16 protein-coding genes and 1 pseudogene are annotated in these 17,567 nt (G+C 63.5%); 2 read left to right on the forward strand and 15 right to left on the reverse strand.

The genetic code is table 11. The features are described 5' to 3' along the window. Window positions 1–7: 7 nt before the first annotated feature. From PCA20602_RS04775 to PCA20602_RS04835, 13 genes are all read right to left on the reverse strand, one after another. Window positions 8–457, reverse strand: a complete 450-nt coding sequence (locus PCA20602_RS04775; protein ID WP_150720214.1) for a GPW/gp25 family protein — start codon at window positions 455–457, stop codon at window positions 8–10. A gap of 27 nt (window positions 458–484) precedes the next feature. After that, the gene (locus PCA20602_RS04780) at window positions 485–781 is read right to left on the reverse strand and encodes a PAAR domain-containing protein (RefSeq protein ID WP_240493581.1); all 297 of its coding nucleotides are present in this window, start codon (window positions 779–781) and stop codon (window positions 485–487) included. A gap of 62 nt (window positions 782–843) precedes the next feature. Continuing rightward, complete coding sequence (gene vgrG, locus PCA20602_RS04785) at window positions 844–2,634, reverse strand: type VI secretion system tip protein VgrG (RefSeq protein ID WP_150720215.1); 1,791 nt, start codon at window positions 2,632–2,634, stop codon at window positions 844–846. Between the two features lie 28 nt (window positions 2,635–2,662). Beyond that, window positions 2,663–3,346 (reverse strand): CIS tube protein, encoded by a 684-nt coding sequence (locus tag PCA20602_RS04790; protein WP_150720216.1) that lies wholly within the window; start codon window positions 3,344–3,346, stop codon window positions 2,663–2,665. A gap of 3 nt (window positions 3,347–3,349) precedes the next feature. Next, window positions 3,350–3,544, reverse strand: coding sequence for a DUF5908 family protein (locus PCA20602_RS04795; RefSeq protein ID WP_150720217.1), 195 nt, complete (start codon window positions 3,542–3,544; stop codon window positions 3,350–3,352). Window positions 3,545–3,598: 54 nt separating this feature from the next. After that, window positions 3,599–4,063: a phage tail protein gene (locus PCA20602_RS04800; RefSeq protein ID WP_150720218.1), complete on the reverse strand. Its 465-nt coding sequence runs from the start codon at window positions 4,061–4,063 to the stop codon at window positions 3,599–3,601. 124 nt (window positions 4,064–4,187) lie between these two features. Next, window positions 4,188–4,646 (reverse strand): phage tail protein, encoded by a 459-nt coding sequence (locus tag PCA20602_RS04805; RefSeq protein ID WP_039398341.1) that lies wholly within the window; start codon window positions 4,644–4,646, stop codon window positions 4,188–4,190. Window positions 4,647–4,770: 124 nt separating this feature from the next. Then, window positions 4,771–6,495 carry a phage tail sheath family protein gene (locus PCA20602_RS04810; RefSeq protein WP_150720219.1) on the reverse strand — a complete coding sequence of 575 codons (1,725 nt, stop codon included), beginning with the start codon at window positions 6,493–6,495 and terminating at the stop codon, window positions 4,771–4,773. A gap of 22 nt (window positions 6,496–6,517) precedes the next feature. Continuing rightward, on the reverse strand, window positions 6,518–7,441 hold the full coding sequence (locus PCA20602_RS04815; RefSeq protein ID WP_150720220.1) for a hypothetical protein: 924 nt from the start codon (window positions 7,439–7,441) through the stop codon (window positions 6,518–6,520). A 15-nt stretch (window positions 7,442–7,456) separates the two neighbouring features. After that, on the reverse strand, window positions 7,457–8,032 hold the full coding sequence (locus PCA20602_RS04820; protein ID WP_069342902.1) for a Pvc16 family protein: 576 nt from the start codon (window positions 8,030–8,032) through the stop codon (window positions 7,457–7,459). 244 nt (window positions 8,033–8,276) lie between these two features. After that, window positions 8,277–9,554, reverse strand: a complete 1,278-nt coding sequence (locus PCA20602_RS04825; RefSeq protein ID WP_174980810.1) for an alkaline phosphatase family protein — start codon at window positions 9,552–9,554, stop codon at window positions 8,277–8,279. A gap of 5 nt (window positions 9,555–9,559) precedes the next feature. After that, window positions 9,560–10,855: an ABC transporter substrate-binding protein gene (locus PCA20602_RS04830; RefSeq protein ID WP_150720222.1), complete on the reverse strand. Its 1,296-nt coding sequence runs from the start codon at window positions 10,853–10,855 to the stop codon at window positions 9,560–9,562. Between the two features lie 99 nt (window positions 10,856–10,954). Continuing rightward, on the reverse strand, window positions 10,955–11,806 hold the full coding sequence (locus PCA20602_RS04835) for a carbohydrate ABC transporter permease (protein WP_150720223.1): 852 nt from the start codon (window positions 11,804–11,806) through the stop codon (window positions 10,955–10,957). Between PCA20602_RS04835 and PCA20602_RS26260 the strand changes: the two are divergent. Both PCA20602_RS26260 and PCA20602_RS25910 read left to right on the forward strand, forming a co-directional pair. Further along, window positions 11,750–11,920 (forward strand): annotated as a pseudogene (locus PCA20602_RS26260) (cupin domain-containing protein); the annotation flags it as partial. The gene PCA20602_RS04835 and the pseudogene PCA20602_RS26260 sit on opposite strands and share 57 nt — an antisense overlap. A 95-nt stretch (window positions 11,921–12,015) precedes the next feature. After that, a complete protein-coding gene (locus PCA20602_RS25910) occupies window positions 12,016–12,264 on the forward strand; it encodes a cupin domain-containing protein (RefSeq protein ID WP_246182030.1) in 249 nt (82 codons plus the stop codon). Window positions 12,265–12,270: 6 nt separating this feature from the next. On the opposite strand, the gene PCA20602_RS04845 is transcribed toward PCA20602_RS25910, so the two are convergent. Together PCA20602_RS04845 and PCA20602_RS04850 are read right to left on the reverse strand one after the other, a co-directional pair. Beyond that, window positions 12,271–14,007, reverse strand: coding sequence for an ABC transporter ATP-binding protein (locus tag PCA20602_RS04845; protein ID WP_150720225.1), 1,737 nt, complete (start codon window positions 14,005–14,007; stop codon window positions 12,271–12,273). Window positions 14,008–14,197: 190 nt separating this feature from the next. Beyond that, window positions 14,198–17,524 (reverse strand): hypothetical protein, encoded by a 3,327-nt coding sequence (locus PCA20602_RS04850; RefSeq protein WP_150720226.1) that lies wholly within the window; start codon window positions 17,522–17,524, stop codon window positions 14,198–14,200. Window positions 17,525–17,567 lie beyond the last annotated feature (43 nt).

A 17,567-nucleotide genomic window follows, 5' to 3' on the forward strand; every position in this document is an offset into this window, starting at 1 on the left:
GCTGGCGCTATCCCTGAGTCGGCGACTCGATCTGCGCCGCCGGCACGTTCGTGCCTTCGAGGAAGTAGAACGGATAGACCATGTTGGTGCGAGTGTTCGTACCGCGCACGGTGTAGTCGATCAGCACGTCCACACGCCCGTCGATTGCACTCGACGCATCGATCTCGATACGCTCGACCGTCACGCGCGGCTCGAAGAACAGGATCGCCCGGTCGATGGCGTCGCGCATCTCGGTCATCACGCTTTCGCTGATTTCCTCAAAGACATAGGCCTTGATGCCGCAGCCGAACGTCGGCTGCATGATCCGCTCGCCGGGCACGGTCGACAGAATGATGCCGAGGCTTTCCCGAATATCGGTCTCGGCTTCGACCATCTGCGTGCGGCCGTTCGCGGCGCTGTCGCCGAAGCGCGGCGGAAACGCCCAGCCGGTGCCGAGAAACGATTTGTCTGCGCTCATGTGCGCTCCCCCGATTCAGTCACCGACTCACCCACCGATCATTACCGTCGGGCAACCCATGACGATGGCGCCGCCGTGCGCGCACGTATCGCCGACGCGGGCGGCCGGTTTGCCGCCGATCATCACGGTCGTCGAGCCCATGACGATGCTGTCCGGCGGGCCGACGCAAATGCAGTTGTCCGTCACCACGGCCGCAGGCAGCTTGCCCACGAGTACGGTCGGCACGCACGGGCCGATGATCGGGCCGCCAACGTGTGGAATCGGGGCCGGCACGGCGGGCGTCTGCATCGGACAGGTGTGCATGTCGGTGAGTCGGGCGGCCATCGGCATCTCGTGGTCTCCTGGGGCTGAATCGTCTTACTTACGTGTCTGACGCGCCTGCTTCGTCAGTTGATCATCACCAGCGCGCCCTTGACGGTCGTCTGTCCGCTGGCCGAGAGTTCGGCCGTGGCCGAGCCCTTGGCAGTGAAGCCGACCTTCGCGGTGCTACTGATGTTGAGTGCTTCGCTGGTGATGTCGGCCTGCGCTGAATGCTCGATATTCGCCACGGCGCTGATGCTCACCTTCCCCTGGGCGTTGATGACGATGTCCTTCGGGCTGTCGAGCGTGATACCGCTGGGTGTCATCTGGATCTTGTTGTCGTTCTGATCCGTCAGACAGATCGACTTGGCGTCGTCGCTCATCTGGATGGTGTTGTTCTGCGGCGTGATGAGCGTGATCACCTTCTTGTCGTCGTCGAAGATGACCTTGAGCAGCCCTTTCGTCCACAACGCCTTCGTATAGTTTTCGGCCGTCAGCTCATACGGCATCTTGCGCTGGCTGCTGTAGACACTGCCGAGAACCACCGGGTACGACGGATCGCCGTTGAGATAGCCGAGGATCACTTCGTCGCCGATCTCCGGAATGAAAAACGCCCCGACGCCCGACGATCCGTAAAAGCTGGCCAGCCGAGCCCAGACACCGACGGTCTCCGCCTGAAGCACCTGCACGGCCACCTGAATCCGGTATTGACTCTCGGGGTCGGCGTCGAGCTTCATGACCTTCCCGATCTGCAAGCCGCCAACGCCCGGCAGCAAGCCCGACGCCATCACGTCGCCCGAGCCTCGACGTTCGGCGAACGGTTCCGGCGACATGCCGAAATCCACTTCGGTGATCCAGTTGCCGTCGGCAATGCGATGCTGCACGGCGCTGACAAACACGCTGCCGCTGAAGCGCTTTCCTACACCCACGAGTTCGATCATGGTGCCGGGTTTGGCCGCCGCGCTGCCCTGAAACGACATGCGTCCGCGAATTCGCGCAAGGGCGGCGCGCATTTGCGTGGCATCGCTCCATGACTTGAGGTCGTCCGAAGGCACGGGGACCGTCGATTGCAGGCGAAAGGTCGACGGGCTTGCCACGGCGGCCAGCGTCGATGCGCTCAGATTGCCCTGCGCATACAGCGAGGTCGACGGCGACGTCTGCTGCACCATCGCCTGGGTGCTCGGATCCCAGGCGGCCGCCACCACGCTCTGCAACTGGGTACGCGCATCGATATCCGCGGAAAACGACATCAGATCGATGCCGTAAGTCACTTTGAGCACGGCGGCGGCAGATGTCTGCGGCGCTTTGACGGTCACCTTGCCGTTGTCGTCTGCAATCACCAATGCCCCATTGGCTTCGGCGCGCAGCAGCACGAAGTCCCAATCGGTGCTGTAGAACTGCACGATCTCCTTGTGCTGGGTGGTCGTTGCGGTCACCTCTGCGTCAGCGCCGACCTTCTCGATCAACTGACTGATGATGTCGCTGTCCTTGCTGTCGATGTAGTTGGCGTTGTTGCAGCCAATCGTCATCTTCACCGCCTTGTGACGGCACTCGATCACCAGACGCGCCTCGTTGTTTCCCGTGATGCGGATGCTGTGACGGATCACCACACCGTCGAAGATCTGCGTGGCGTTCGCGCCGTATCCCGCACTGATGACAATGGCCGTGCCCGGTGCGAACGTCTCCAGATCGCTCACCGGGAAGTCGTTATCGGGCATGTCGCCGTCGAGGATTTCGATGCGCGCCTGACAAATGCGGCCGACCGCGCGCTCGATGTCGACCGAGATCACGCGAATCGTGTCGGCAATGGCGCTACCCCCGCTCGTGATCGTGAGCTTCAGGACAGCGCTGGTATTCAGAGCGGGAGAATCGGCCATAGGGACAGACAGGTCATCGGGAAAATAATCAGACGAGCGGCGGGAAGCGCAGCATCATGCCCGGCTCCAGCTTGCGAAAGCCGGTCAGGTTGTTGATACGCGCGACCTCGCGGTAATACGACGGATCGTTGTAGATGCGATTGCACAGCAGCGGCAGCGTGTCGCCGGCCGTCACCTCCACGAGATGGCTCAGATCCGGCGAACTGAGATTCGCCCGCAGCGAGCTTTCCGTCGCACTGACCCAACCGACGATGCCCAGCGTGACCCGCGCGCGCAGAGGCTCGCCGGTCGGTTTGAACATCGTGTAATCGAGTCCGATCGACTCGACCCGACCGAAGAAGATGAACGTTCCCCACAACAAGCGCACATAGTTGGGTTCGTGCTTCTTGCCGTCGTACTTGTAGATCACCGCCAGCATGGCGTCGATCATGTCTTTCACGCTGCGTGAGCCGGTACCGTCGACGACACCGGTGCCGTCGAGCACCAGGTTGTCGATGGTGATGGTCTCGGGCCGCACCGCGCTGAAACGCGGTATCGCGCTGGGCTGCCCCAGCGTCTGCTTCTTGTTGTATTCGATGCTCAGCTTGCGCTTGTAACCGATCGGATTGATCAGCGCTTCGAACGGCGTGCGGCTGCCGTCCACAGAGATCTGCCCGCTGGAAACGGTGCACGGGGCGATACTGAACTTGCGCCGCGTGAGACTGGTCGCCATGACTTAACGCTCCCGGGCGCGTTCGAGCATCTCGCGCACCAGCGCCCGGCATTCCGCCAGCAGTTCCGCACGCGCCTGATCGTCAAACGCGCTCGCGGCGACAGGCAGATCCTCGACCAGTGCCGGCTGTCCGGCGCTCTGTGCCGCGCGCTGCACCACCGTCGATTTGATGCTCAGATGACCGATTTCGATAGGCACCGGTGAATCCCCCGATTCTTCGTATGTCTCGTAACGTCTCGTGCTGGCGGCGCGCTACATCATGCGCGACGAAAACGTGTAGCTCAGCACGATCTTCTCGATGGCGACTTCGTTTTTCGTCGAACCGAAGCTCTCGATTTCCCACTTCACCGGATAAGCGTTCGCGAAGGTCCAGATCCGGATCGGCAGGTGCAGTTCGTCGAGCAACTGCACCATCAGCGTTTGCGGCCGGATCGGCACGATGAACTCGCCTTCGAACACGGAACGGCACCACATCACTAACGGCGACGTCATGCCCGCAATCCCGCGCTTTAGCTCCAGATGCGGATGCTTTACGCCCTTGGGGAGCGTGTGGACGAAGCGGTTCTCGCCGCCCTCGGGCACCGACTCGGTATCGATCTCCGTCGTGATGCCGGAGACCTCCTGAAACGAGGCGTCGACAGCGCCCGCCGTGGACGAAAACATCACGCGGAAATGGAAAGCCGACGGCGGATAGGGATCGAAAGGCGATGACGGCATGTCGGGCAAACGGGAAACGCTTGGGAAACTCGGAAAGCTCGATAAGCAGAAGCCGCCAGCAGGGCGAACCGCAAGCCGGCGCTGGCGGCCCGCGCAGCGGGCGCACCAGTGCGGCGAACGGGACTCAGCTGTTGGCGATCGTCAGACCTTCGTGCACGATCTCGATGGTCTCGATGGCGACTTCGTTGCCTTCGGACTTCAGGTCGGTACCGGTGATCTTCGTCGGCCAGGCGTTGGCGAGCGTCCAGACCATCGTCGGCTTGCCGGCCTCGTCGAGCAGGCTGATCGTGACCGGCACCCGCTTGATCGTGTTCATCTTGATCTGGTTGAACCAGTCCCAGAACTTGTTATCCGACTTGAACACGCCCTTCTTCATGGTGACGTTGCCGTACTTCTTCATGCCCGGCATCTTGATGACGGAGAACTCCGGGCTGTCGCCATGCCGGTACTTGATTTCCTCGGACTGGACATCCAGCCCGCTCACTTCCTGAAACGACATGACCTGCGAGTCCCACTTCACCTGAAAGTAGAACTTGGGAAGGGGCCAAACCGTGGTGGATTGTTTCGAACCATCGTCTGCCATCACACACCTCGTCTATGGATTGCATGCGGAAAATGCCGGTCGGTACTGGCGCCACTTGCGCTATTCGCAATTGACGTCGCGCACGCTCGACTCGACCGGTCAAACGGATCGTGACCTAGCGGTCTCAGGATTTCTGCATCTGTTGCTGGAACGTGAGTTCGATGAACTCGGCCGGACGGCTCACCGCCACCAGCACCGTCACCTTGAGCATGCCTTCGAGAATGTCGTCGCCGGTCATCGTCTCACCGAGCCCGACGAAAACCTGGAAGGCATCGTCCGGGCTCGCGCCGGCCAGTCCGCCGCGCTTCCACACGCTGGTGAGGAAGTTGCGCACCATGCTCTTGATCGTCACCCACGTATTGGCGGTGTTCGGCTCGAACACATAGGCCTTACACGCCAGACGCAGCGATTCCTCGATCATGATCATCGTGCGGCGTACGCTCAGGTAGCGCCAGTCGAGGCTGTTGCCGTCGAGCGTGCGCGCGCCCCACACCATCACGCCTTCGCCGATGAAACTGCGAATCGCATTGACGGACTTGCCCGTGGTCGGCACGTTCAGGTCTTCCTGATCCGCGTTGGAGATGTTCACGCTCGGCGAGACCACACCGTTCAGGCTGATGTTCGCCGGGGCCTTCCACACGCCCCGCGTGTTGTCGACCAGCGTGTAGAGCCCTGCCATACCGGCGGCGGGCGGCATCAGGTTGACCTTCTTCTGGAGCGCCTGAAGCACTTGCACGTAGACGTTGCTGATGACGCTCAACGTCTTGTGCAGCGTGGCAATGTCGTCTTTCGACATCGGTGCGGCGGGCGCGGCACCAGCGTCGGCGGCTTTCGCGGCATCCGCGTCGCCGTCGGCCGCCGGAGCGGCAGGCGCTGCGGCAGCGCCGTCAGCCGTCGCGGCAGGTGCGCCGCCCGTCAGCTTGGCGATCACATCCTTGACCTGTTTCGCCTTCGCCTTGTCGGCGGGCGACGCGCTGTCAGGCGGATTGATCACGGCGCCGAGTTCCGTGGTGATCAGCGTCTGGAGTTGCGCGGGGTTGGAAATCTTCGTGAAGTCGAGGTCCTTGTCCGTCACGATCGACGTGTTGACCCACGGGTAATACGCCGCGCCGAAGTCGAGGAACGACGACCCCACGTCGTCGCGGAAATTCGTGATGCAATCGCCGCCGGGCGCTTGACGGTCCCACATGCCGTCGAACAGGTCGAGAATCGCGAAGCGGTTGCGCATCGTATAGCCGCAGTGCTGAAGCGCGTGCGTCTGTACCTTTGCGCAATCCTGCCGGGCGAGCCGTACCGCGTCGGGCACGAGCACCATCGTCGGCTCCTGCTCCTTGACAAGGCTATCGATGCCGTCGATCAGCTTGCCCGAATCGATGTCGCCGTCCGCATAGGTGCCGACCGACACGATGTAGCACGGCCCGCCGCCATTCTGGAAGAAGAACAGCATGCTGTAGTACAGCAGGTATTCCTTCGTCTGCGGGGTGAACTTGAACGGCTTGCGCGCGCCCACGGCCCCGATGAAGAGATCGGTGACGACAGGACGCTTGGGCGGATCGCCCGCGCCGTCGGCCGGAGCATCGGCGGCGGGCTTGTCAGCCGCTTTGTCGGCCGATTTATCGGTCGTGATGGCGTCGAGGGAATACGTCGTCGGCGGCGGCCCGCCGAAGTACATGACGAACTCGGCCATCGAACTGATGCGCCAGGGTGTGCCGCCCAGCGGCGTACCCTTGTTATCGGCGAACTGCGTGTAGCCGATGAACGCTGGCACTGCTGTGGCGACTTCGACCACGGAATTGGGAAACGCGTTTTGTTCGACTACGTATACACCTGGTGTTTTGTATTGCGCCATGAGTTCACCTCGGTCATCGATGTCAATTGATGTAGATCTCGGATACCAGTACTGCCCGGCTTTGCGCCGATTGTTCAGCTTCCTGCGGTTTCTGCACCTTCGGCGTCTTCTGCGTCAGGCTGCCGATGTCGGCATTGGGCAGTCTCCGGATCAACACGCGTTCACCCGACCGGCCCCGTTCCCGCAACTGAAAGCGCTGCGGGTATTGCTGCTGCATTGCAATCTCTTGCTCACTCTCGAAGATCACCGCACGGCGCCCGCCCGAGCGGTCTTCGCTGCCGGTGGTGACGAAACTCACCGTCTCGTCGAGATCGACGACGCTTAGCGCACCGCTGTCCTGCGGGCACACGTAGTAGTAGCGCCAGCAACTCGTGCGCGCGGCGAAATTGACGACGTAATCGATGCCGCGCTGCCCGTCGCTGTCGTCGAGGGCGACGTGATCCGACAGATCGATCTGCGCGACGAGCAAGGGCGGATTCACGCGATCGGCGCGTTCGAGATGCGCAGCGAGCGCCGGCGTGTCCACGGCAACGGCATCGGTCGCTTCGATGCACGCCTCGGCATGCAGGCGACGCGACGACGTCTGCCCGTCCACCGGAACGCTGGACCGACTCTGCACGACATAGACCGACGACCTGCCGGGCATGGTCGGCAGCGTGTAGAGGGAGAAATCGGTGTCTTGCGCGTACCACTTGAAGGTGGCGACGGCGTCGCCTGCGCGAAGCCTGTCGAGCAGCACCGCACGACGATCCGACGCGCAGAACACGGCCACGCCCTGCCGGTGCGGGCGCACCAGCAAATCACGCCGCCGCACCCAGTCGGCGGTCGCGGGCGTGGCCACGTGACGAAGCCACTGACCCGGCGAAGGCCAGTACGCGTGAGTGACGTCGACAGTGAATAGCCGCGTGTAGCCCGGCACTCCTGGCGCGCAAGCAGACGTAATCATGCCCCGTAGTTCCGCTCAGTGGTTAAGTACAGGCACCGGCGCGCGCACGGTCGGTACAGTACCGGTGATGTCGTCGGTGTCGGGCGCCATCAGCCGCACCTTGTACAACACGGACGGCAGGTATTTACCGCCGAGCATCGTCCAGAGGTTGCTGAGCTCCCGGATATTGAGGTTCTCGATTTCCAGCACGAGCCGGTCGATGCGCGGATCGAGCGACGGCGACGAGCGACGATCGAACACTGGATTGCGCTGGAAGAAGGCGATGGCGCCGGAGATGAGCTTCAGGGCGTCTTCGTAATTGCCGCCGGTGAAATTCGCGGCGACCATCACGTAGAGATTCAGATAGAGCGGCGCCACGCCGACCGACAGATGCGAAGCGCCCGCGTCGCCGGGAATGCCCTTGCGCACCGGCCCGGTATCGCGCTCGATGTGTGTGAGGATGACAACCAGACGGTTGTTCGTATTCGCGACAGCCTGCCCGTTGAGGTCCACCAGACCGGACATCGTCACGATGTCGTCGGTCAGTGTGTAGGCTTGCTTAAGATGTTCGTTGAGCCGCCCCGCAAGGTGGCCCACAGCAGCGTTAATCATGGTTCCCCGATACCCTTTCGCAATGCGGTTGCAAAATCTGATTCGGTACGACACTTTCGACTACTGGAACTGGCTTGTCGCAAATTTTCCTACACCGTCTCGCATGACGAAACGCGACGATCTGGATTCCTGAGCGTTATGCTTCCGCCCGGTCAATCTGCTTTTGATTTTTTGCTGCGGAACTGTAGCACAAGCGCGTTGTGAATAGCGCGCTTGTGCAAAAACGTGAAAGACTTTTGGAAATCTACTGAAATTTCAGGACGGACTGCCCTTGCATGTCCGGCGCAGGCACGCCGAGGAAGTCCAGCACCGTAGGTGCGATGTCGATGAGGCTCGTCGGACGCGTGACGAGCGCAGCATCACCGCCGCACTCGACGATCAGGAACGGGCGAGTCTCGTCCGGCCCCCAGCCGCCAGGCTCGCCGAAACCGGGTGTCTTGACCTTGCCGGGCTCCGCCGCCGCCCAACGTTTGCCTCGGACGCCGAAATCGTTTCCGCCCGGCAGATATCCCATGTCGATGGCCGCGACAACGCCCTCCTGCGTCGATACGCCTCGGCGTATCAACCGTTCACCAGTCTCGACCGTCCCCACCCATGGCTGTTCGCGCAACCGGTCGAGTATCCCCAGAAACGCCGGACGCCCCGTCTCTGTCGCATAGATCAGGGCTGAGGTGCCCTGTGCCGCGACCGCGATATCGCCACGTTCGACGAACGCCGCCAGCCCTTGCGCCCCCAGCCACGCTTCGATATCGACGCTGTCGCCGATCGTCTCCTGCCCGTGATCCGAGCGGACGATCAGCAGCACGTCATCGCCCGCGTCCCGAAGCGCATCGACCGTCGTGACGACCTCGCTCACGCAGGCGTCCGCATGACGCAACGACGCGAGGTGCGCGGGCGAGCCCAGGGGGGCGCCGTGCAGCGTTGCGTCGGGATGCGCAAGCCACAGTACCGCGACCGAGGGTTTGCGCGCGCGCAGGACTTCCTCGCAGAAGCGCGCCGTCATCTGCCGGTCACCGTCGAAATCCTGCCCGATGCTCAGCGCGTCGGCCTCCGGCACCGGATCACCGCCGGGCAGAAACGATCCCGCGCGGTGATATACCGTGCCGAAGTGATCCGGATCGAGAAAGTACGCGGCGCCGGGCGAAACATTCGACATGGCGACGAAGCCACGCATGCCGGCCACGCGTTCGGCGAGCGTCGGCACCTTGAGCGTGCGGCCGGTGGCCCGGCGCATGTGGTGTCGGAAGTCGGGATGCCCTACGTCGTACACCCGCACCTTGCCGTGCTCGAACAGTCCCATGCGGTTGCCGTGCAAACCATGTCGAGACGGCACACATCCCGTGGCAATCGACGCCGCCGAGACCCGCGTCACCGACGGGAACACCGCCTCATGCTGCGCGAACCACCGGCCCCGCGCCGCAAGGCGGCTCAGGACCGGGGTGCGCACCGGGTCGATCCAGTCCCGATTCAGCGCGTCGCAACAGACCAGCACGACCATCGGGTTTTGCTTCTGCGAGGACATCACACTCATTGCGGCAACAACGCCCCCACGTCAGCCGCCATTTCGGACAGCACCTTCTCCGGCTCGCCTGCACGCTTGCCGCTCGCGACCGATTCGAGTTTGTCCTTGATGATGTCGATGGTCTTCAAGCCGTTCTTGCCCGGGAACGCATACCAGCCAGACGCATACGGTTGCTCGCTCACGGCGACCGCATAGTTCGGGTTTGCCTTGTAGAAGTCGGTCAGCAAGTCGCCCGCTTTCCGGTTCGGCGGAAAGTAGCCCGTGCGACGCGCCACATCGGCAGCTTGCTCCGGCTGCGCGGCAAAGCGAATGAAGCGCCATGCGGCCTGTTGTTTGGCCGGATCGCGTGTCGTGATGAGGAGACCGTTACCGCCGGACGGCAGCTTCGACACGCCGGGCTTCAGGTCGGGATACGTGCCGACCACGACCGGGAAGCGACCGGCCGCCAGCTTCTGAATCGCATTCAACTGCGACGACGATGTGGCGAAAATCCCGAGTGCACCCACCGCGAATTGCTGACGCGCACTGATGTGATTCAGATAGGGCATCCCGCCCTCCTTGACGAAGCGGGCCAGCTGGTTGATCGCCCACTTGCCTTCGGGGCCGCCGAAGGCGACGCGACGCTCAGCCGCGTCGAGCATCGTGCCGCCCCGACTGAAGACCAGCGCCTGCCACATCCAGTTGCCCGTCTCGTCCCACGCGTAGAACAGGCCGCTATTGCCTGAACCCAGCGCATTGATCTTGCGCGACAATGCAATCACTTCATCCCAGGTCTTCGGCAGATTGTCCGGATCACCGCCCGCCCGTTTGACGAGCTCGCCGTTGTAATACAGCACCGGCAGCGAGATCGCGAACGGCATGGCGTAGCTGTGCCCCTTGATTTTGCCGGCGTCCAGCATCGATGACGTGATGCCCTGCGCGTCGAGTGACTTGTCAGCGGCGATCATCGCGTCGAGTTCCACGGCGACGCCGGCGTCGGCCGTCGCCCGGATACTGCTCAGGCCCTGCATGGTGACATCGGGCTGGGTGCCGGCGACGGACTCGCGCAATACCGTCTGGATGGCCTGCTCGTATTCGGCAGCAGGCGCACGGTAGACGATCTTGATGTCTGGGTTTGCCGCCATGAAGCGTTTGGCCAGTTCCTCCATCGCCGGGCGGAACAGGTCCGGGAAGGCGTAAAGGACGGTCAATTCGTTGTGTGCCGCGAAAGCCGGTGTGGCGACACCGAAGCCGCCGGCCATCACGGTGGCCATGGCGGCCAGTCCGGAGAGTTGTTTGATCCAGGTTCTGCGTGCGTTCACGTCGATACTCCAATCGTAAAGAGGACGAGTCGTGGGATCGTCCCGTGGGTCAGCGGTTGTGGGAGTGGTTGTGGGGTTGCAACTGTCGTAATGCTGCCGTCAGCCTTTCAGTCCGGAGAGCGCAATGCCTTCGATGAAACGGCGCTGGGCCAGCAGGAACGCAATCACCAGAGGCGCGATGACGATGGACGCCGCTGCCATCAGCGCGCCGTAATCGGTGCCCGCCTCTTCGTTGCGGAAGAACGCGATACCCAGCGGCGGGAGCAATTTCTCCGGCGAAGACAACACGATCTGCGGCCAGAAGAACTCGTTCCAGTGCGCCGTCACCGAGAAGATGCCGAAGGCGATCACGGCGGGCAGCGCCACCGGCAGCATGAGCCGGAACACGATGGCGAACTCGCTGAAGCCATCGAGACGTGCGGCGTCGAGCAACTCGTCAGGAATCGTCTGGAAGTACTGTCGAAGCAGATAGATGCCAAAGGCGGAGAATGCATGAGGCAGCGCCACCGCCCAGATGCTGTCGACGAGTCCGAGCTGTTGCGCCAGCAGGAACTGCGGGATCGCCACGACCTGCGTCGGCAGCATCAGACAAAACACCACGGCACCGAACAGCACGCCGCGCCCGCGATGCGAGATCTTGGCCAGTACATAGGCGCACGGCAACGCCAGCAGCAGTTGCAGCGCGAGAATCACCACGACCACGAACGCGCCATTCGCCAGATAACGCAGCATCGGCATCATCGAGAAGACCGTGGCGAAGTTCTCGGCGCAGGCGTAATGCGCCGGCAGGATGTGCAGCTCGCGACCGAACACCTCGTTCGCCGGCTTGCATGCCGTCAGGAGCATCCAGACGAACGGTGCGAGCGAGATCAGCCCCGTCACCCAGAGCACCGCGTGACGCACGACCCGCATCGCGCGGCCTTGCCGATTCATGGGCGCGATGCGGCTCATGCCGGTACGTTCTCTGCCGACGCACAGGATTACCCGCCAGGCGGGTATCTGCGCAATCCGCCTGGCTCGTCGCATCGACCGTCCAGTCGTGATGGGGCGACGATCTTCGTCAAACTGCGGCAGATGTCCGCGACGCAAGACCAGCAGGTCACAGCCTGGATACCCGCGAGGCTTCGCACTGGAAACCTGCGGCAGGTGGCGAAGTCTGCGTGCTGTTCGTCGACGCGCAGGAGCACGTCGAGCTACGGCGCCTTCATGCGAACGAGACGATCCGGTGCGGCGATACATCGCACATCGTCGAGGTACTGGTCACCGAGGGAACCCTCCTGCTCGAAGGCGCGACGCTTCCCGCAGGAAGCTGGATTCGGCTACCCGCAGGTGATGCCATCACGCTGACAGCGGGATCAGACGGCGTCTGCGTCTACCGCAAAGTCTATATGCCGCCTGTGCAGGCCTGACAACGTTCAGGTCCGTCTGGCCAGCACTTCGTCTCTCGGCCCGGCATCCACGACACGCCCGCCCTCCATCACGACAATGGTGTCGAAACGTTCGAGCAGACTCGGACGGTGAACCGACGCCACGATGCAAGCCGTCGGAAAGGCCGCGTACATGCGATCGAAAACGCGGCCTTCCGCGAGCGGATCGAGGGCGCTCGTCGGTTCATCAAGCAGCAGCAACGAACTGCCCTGCGCAGCCAGTGCGCCGCGCGACAACGCCAACCGTTGACGCTGTCCGCCAGAGAGATTGCTGCCGCGTTCGTTCAGGGTGCTGGACAAGCCATCCGGGAGGTGTTGCAGAACGTCGTCGAAAACCCCGGCGTGAACGGCCGCCGTCAACGCTTGCGCATCGGCCGGCTCGCCGAACGTCAGGTTCTCTTCCACACTTGCCTCGAATACCTCGGCTTCCTGCGGAATCAGCGTGGCGAGCGTTCGTAATGCCGGCCAGTCCGTTGCCTTGCCGTCGCAAAGCAGTTCGCCGCTTTGCGGAAGATAGAGACCTGCGAGCGTTCTCAGCAACGTGCTCTTGCCACCACCGCTCGGGCCGATCAGCGCCACGCGCGAGCCGCGCCGCAGCACGAGATCCACACCGCGCAGGCCACCGCGCGCGTCGTCCGCGTACTGCCATGACACGTTACGCAAAGTCAGCGTATCCCAGGGAGTGTCGGCGATGACGCCGGGCACGGCGTCGGGGTCCCCAGGAGCTTCCCAGATCGGCTCGGCGCTGCCGTAGTCGGTATGCATGCGGGCGAAACTCTGGAAGTTGGACGCCATCGCGCCCACGACCGTCGCCGCCTGCTGCGCGTACTGGTAAATCATGAACACGGTGCCCAGCATCACCGCCTGTCCCGGCTCACGCGACTGCAACACGTAGACCACCACGAGGATCCAGGTCAGCCCCATGCCGAGAATGTCGACGGCAAACCATTTGCCTTCGTTGACCGTCACCGTGCGGCGCAGCGGCACCATCACCGCCTCCATCCGGTGCCCCAGCAATTTGCGCGAGGCGGCCTGCAATCGCAGACCGATGACCGTTCCGGCGTTACCGACGAAATCGAGCAACGCGGCTGCATAACGTCGCTCGGCGTCGTTTTCGGCGCGGGCGAGTTGCATCAGTAAGCGATCGAAACGCAGGATGATGACGGCGATGACGACGTAGCCGGTCACGGCAATCACACCGCTCGTGCGCGAGAGCAAGGCAAGCGCCACGATCGGACCGACGAAATTGAACGCGCTTTGCAGATAGCCGAACTGGTTCTGCGCGAAATCGGAAAGCGCACGGCTCGACTGGACCACACGATGTTGCAGCTCGCCGGAGTGCCGACCGTCGCGCCATGCGAGCGGTGCGGCAGCAATGCGCGCATAAAGCTGATCCGCCAGACGGACACGCACGCGCACACCGACGTTGCGCTCGAGAATGCGTCCCGGGCCATGCAGGAGCCAGGACAGTAGATAAATGCCCACGAGACAGACGATCCAACGCCCCGCCGCCGTCATGTCGCCCTGCTGAAGTGCGTTGATGGCCTGCGCCGCGAGCCACGGCATGGTCAGGCGCAGCAATTGTGCCGCCGACAGCAACCCGGCCGCTCCCAGCAGATGCGCACGAACGCCTTGCGCGTGGCGCCAAAGCGCCCGGTAAAGATCGCGAGCGGCGCTGCCGAGGCCGATGGCGGGTTTGCGCTGGGAAACTTCGGGCGCCGTCATGCGTTCGTCGCTCCTTTTCGCTGAAGAATGCAGGGATGAATTCGGGAAACCCACGGAAATGCGCGGGCTGCGGCCATCTGTTCGCCAGGCCGCCGGAAGGCTGACGGCCTGACGCTCACGCCAACCGGTCACTCGACAAGATTGACGTCAAGACGGGTCAATATAGGGGAAAAACGCGCTGACGTCGCGGTTACAACGTCGAATGCACGTGCGCACCATCCCCGCCCGGACGACGTCTCGGTGTCGGCTTCGGCCCCGCTGTCGTGGAGAGCAACGAGGGTGTCGCCGTTGTCGGCGTGCGCTCACGCGGCGACGGGGCGATGTAATAGAACCGAAGTTCCGCATCCGGATAGTGATACGGCGCCATGGCGAGATTCACGGCACACGAATCGCAGAACGGCAGCCGTGAGCACATCACAATGGAGCGCACAACCCCTTCGCCCGCCGGGTGATCGGCATAAATCTGCGCCAGAATCAGCCGCTCGGTGTCCAGTGTGCGCGACTTCGTTTCGCCCGATGCCGGGTGGTAAGTCGGCATGTTGGCGTCGGCGATGGCCAGACGCAACGCTGGCGGCTCCGTCGGTTCGCCCCGACGCCGTGCGTTTTTCTGATGAACAACGCTGTGTTGCCGTTGTGCATATGCCTGACCGGCATCCACGAAGCGCACCGTCGGGGCGTTGGTCGGTAACTGGTTGCGTTGCAGGCCGGACATGCAATAGTAGATCACACGCGTGCCGTCGGTCAGAATCACCTCGGCCAACGCGATGTTCGCGTTGCCGGCCAGCATGCGCAGTCGGTTCTGCACGTCACGCGACGCCCGTGCCGCGCCGGTGACCAGTGCCTGAAGTCCCGACATCCCTGGAAAGACCTCGTGGAAGAGCGCCAATACGTCGCGCGCGGTCTGCACGTCGCCAGTGAACGGCAACTGCGACCAGACCGCCAGCGGCGACGGGCGCGACACGAAGTCCCGCGCGACGGCGTTGACGAAGGCATCCGCTTGCGAGGGATATCGCTGCCAGCGTGTCCAGAGCTGCTGAAACGTCGGCAACAGGGCGGGATCAACCTCCGGCAACACGGGGGCACGCGCGCCGTCCACTTCATCGGCACCGGCTGCGGCACCGATAGCAGCACCTCTGGCTGCCGCCACCCGACGTTCGATGGCATGCGTGAGCTGCTGCACGGCTTGCCGCGCCTCGCTCACCGACAACGGGATATCCTCCAGCCCTCGCCAGACTTGCGCCGGTGATGGCGCCTGCGCCCACATGCGCAAATACAACTGCAACAACGTGCGTGTCTCGCCGTACGAGATCGTCGGCAGCACAATCGCGTTTTCCGCAGCCGCGCGATGACGCTGGGCAATGCGGTACTCCCGGATATCCTGATGCTCTGCATCGCGCCGTCGCAGCCGGACGTGACGCCGCGCTTCATGCGCCTCCATATCGGGCAGGAAGAAGCGGTAATAGACGTCATGCGAGAGTTGAACCACGCCATAGAGCTTGCCGTGATGATCCCGATACGTGCCGAAGGGTACGGCGATCTCCATGCCGCCGAGGCTGATATGCACACGCCGGCCGCCGACCGGGCCGTCCGAGGTTGCCTGCTCGAAGAAAGTCATCTCGCCGTCCAGCGTCCGCACGTAGACCGACGCATCGACCACCGGAGAGTCCGGCCCCACGTGAGGGACATCGTCTTCGTCGAACGTCCCAAGCCGCCCGAACGCGAAGAATCGCCGACGGCCGTCCGGCGCCTCGAATTGCTGCGCATAGACCGCGACACGCAAGCGCAGTACGGGCGACGCCTCGATGACCTGATGCTGCGTCACCGTCGCGCCCTGCTCCGTCACCGTGACCTGCCCTTCGCGCTCGGAGTGACATTCGAGACACATGCCGTCGACGTCGGCCCCCATTCCCCGCGAGATACGACACAACGTGTACGGCCCGGCTTCGGCGCGTATTTCATCGAGGGGACGGAGATTGGACGCGTGCTTGCGTGTATGTGCGACGGTTGCGCCGTACAGCACCCCGTCGACCTCAAAGACCTGCACTCCGTTCTGCGTCAGTTCCGGACGGTACTCGACGTAGACATCAGGCGGCAATGTCCATTGCACACCCCGACCCAGTTCGCTTTCGAACGATTCGCGTTCATAGGTCGGATGTCCTTCGTGGGGCACTGGCGCCGGGGTCTGTGGCCATAGATGCGCGAGCAAGGCCAGCGCGTCCTTGCGCAGCGATTCGGGACGCACCACCGCCGCCAGACACTCGAACCCCGCGAGCGTCATTCGTGCGGCCAGCCCCTTCGCCCGATCGAGCGCCCGAGGGTCGCCCGACGCGGTGTGCCGTCGCGGCCGTGCGGCAGGCGAATCTGCCGAATTGAGCGAATTGGGCGAATCTGACGGCGCCGCCGATTCCGCCGGTGCGTGACGACGATCGCGAGGCAAATGCTGCGCGACGGTGTCGATCAGCAACTCCGCAATCTCCTCCATGTCCGGAGAATCGAGCACCGACGCGTTCGGCGACGGCCACCCCGGTGTGACGGGCGCCCCGGCGCGTTGCGTCCAGAAGCGCAACTGGTCGTCTTCATGAATCCTGGACTCGATGGACGGCCAGTCATTCCCCCACAGCGTCGGGCCGTGCGTGCTGGCATAGCATCGGGGCCAGAAGGTGTGGCGCGGCACACAATTCAACAGTTCGGAGACGAGTCCGGGCGCCTTGTCGGCGAGCGACAGCGCGTACTCGCGCCATGCGCCGTCCGGGCTACGCAGCATCAGCAAGATCGCATGCGTGGCCTCGAACGTCGTGCACCGCGCTGGCGTTCCGGATGTCTCCGGCGTTTGCCGCCCGGCAGCGCGCTCCAGATTCAGATGCATGCGAAAAGGCATCAGCACTTCGGCGTTGGCAAATACCTCGCGCGTTTCGGGGTCGGCGGCGGCCACGGCCTCGCGGATCAGCATCACCACCGCGCGCTGCACGTCCTGTCGATACGCGAAGTGACCGGCGCTCGCCGCATCGACGCCCGCCACCAGCGACGGCGCCCTGCCCAGCGGCCTGACATCGGCAGACGGAAGACAGGCCGGTGCGATGGCACGCACGTCCGAGGTTGTCCCCATGTCCAGCAGCCCGAAGATGCCGGACGTGATGCTGGCCTGCGGCAAGACCGTCGGCGCGGCGACGGCGCGCGGCCCCTCGACGAGATCCCGGCGGGTCGGCACGCGCGCGCCGGACACCGTGGCCGCAGAAGCGAGTCCACCGACGGTCAGCAGTGTCAATGCAAAAACGGCATATGAGGCATCTCTCGCTGTCGTCCGATCCGGCGTGACGGGCATCGCGGGCGTCTCGCGCGTCGCTATCACACGGCTCGTGCGCTTCCGGGAGCCATGGCGCGCCCCCGTGTGGCGCGACGCTCTGCCCGCATGCCAGTCATCGGCAAACGCAGGCCGAGGGCTGCGCGGCAACGCGTGGTACGACGATGACGCGGGACGATGGGCGTGGTGCGGCATCGCCTGATGCAATCGAGTCATTCAGCAATCCTCTATAAATCGCGCTGCGAATGGCCATCGTGCG

Source organism: Pandoraea capi (assembly GCF_902459735.1).
GTDB lineage: Bacteria > Pseudomonadota > Gammaproteobacteria > Burkholderiales > Burkholderiaceae > Pandoraea > Pandoraea capi.

Bases quoted from the DNA above. Each gene is read 5' to 3' on its own strand.
- PCA20602_RS04845 (WP_150720225.1), bottom strand. From the start codon at position 14,007: ATGACGGCGCCCGAAGTTTCCCAGCGCAAACCCGCCATCGGCCTCGGC.
- PCA20602_RS04800 (WP_150720218.1), bottom strand. From the start codon at position 4,063: ATGCCGTCATCGCCTTTCGATCCCTATCCGCCGTCGGCTTTCCATTTC.
- PCA20602_RS04820 (WP_069342902.1), bottom strand. From the start codon at position 8,032: ATGATTAACGCTGCTGTGGGCCACCTTGCGGGGCGGCTCAACGAACAT.
- PCA20602_RS04790 (WP_150720216.1), bottom strand. From the start codon at position 3,346: ATGGCGACCAGTCTCACGCGGCGCAAGTTCAGTATCGCCCCGTGCACC.
- PCA20602_RS04850 (WP_150720226.1), bottom strand. From the start codon at position 17,524: ATGACTCGATTGCATCAGGCGATGCCGCACCACGCCCATCGTCCCGCG.
- PCA20602_RS04835 (WP_150720223.1), bottom strand. From the start codon at position 11,806: ATGAGCCGCATCGCGCCCATGAATCGGCAAGGCCGCGCGATGCGGGTC.
- PCA20602_RS04805 (WP_039398341.1), bottom strand. From the start codon at position 4,646: ATGGCAGACGATGGTTCGAAACAATCCACCACGGTTTGGCCCCTTCCC.
- PCA20602_RS04810 (WP_150720219.1), bottom strand. From the start codon at position 6,495: ATGGCGCAATACAAAACACCAGGTGTATACGTAGTCGAACAAAACGCG.
- vgrG (WP_150720215.1), bottom strand. From the start codon at position 2,634: ATGGCCGATTCTCCCGCTCTGAATACCAGCGCTGTCCTGAAGCTCACG.
- PCA20602_RS04780 (WP_240493581.1), bottom strand. From the start codon at position 781: ATGGCCGCCCGACTCACCGACATGCACACCTGTCCGATGCAGACGCCC.
- PCA20602_RS04775 (WP_150720214.1), bottom strand. From the start codon at position 457: ATGAGCGCAGACAAATCGTTTCTCGGCACCGGCTGGGCGTTTCCGCCG.
- PCA20602_RS04825 (WP_174980810.1), bottom strand. From the start codon at position 9,554: ATGTCCTCGCAGAAGCAAAACCCGATGGTCGTGCTGGTCTGTTGCGAC.
- PCA20602_RS04815 (WP_150720220.1), bottom strand. From the start codon at position 7,441: ATGATTACGTCTGCTTGCGCGCCAGGAGTGCCGGGCTACACGCGGCTA.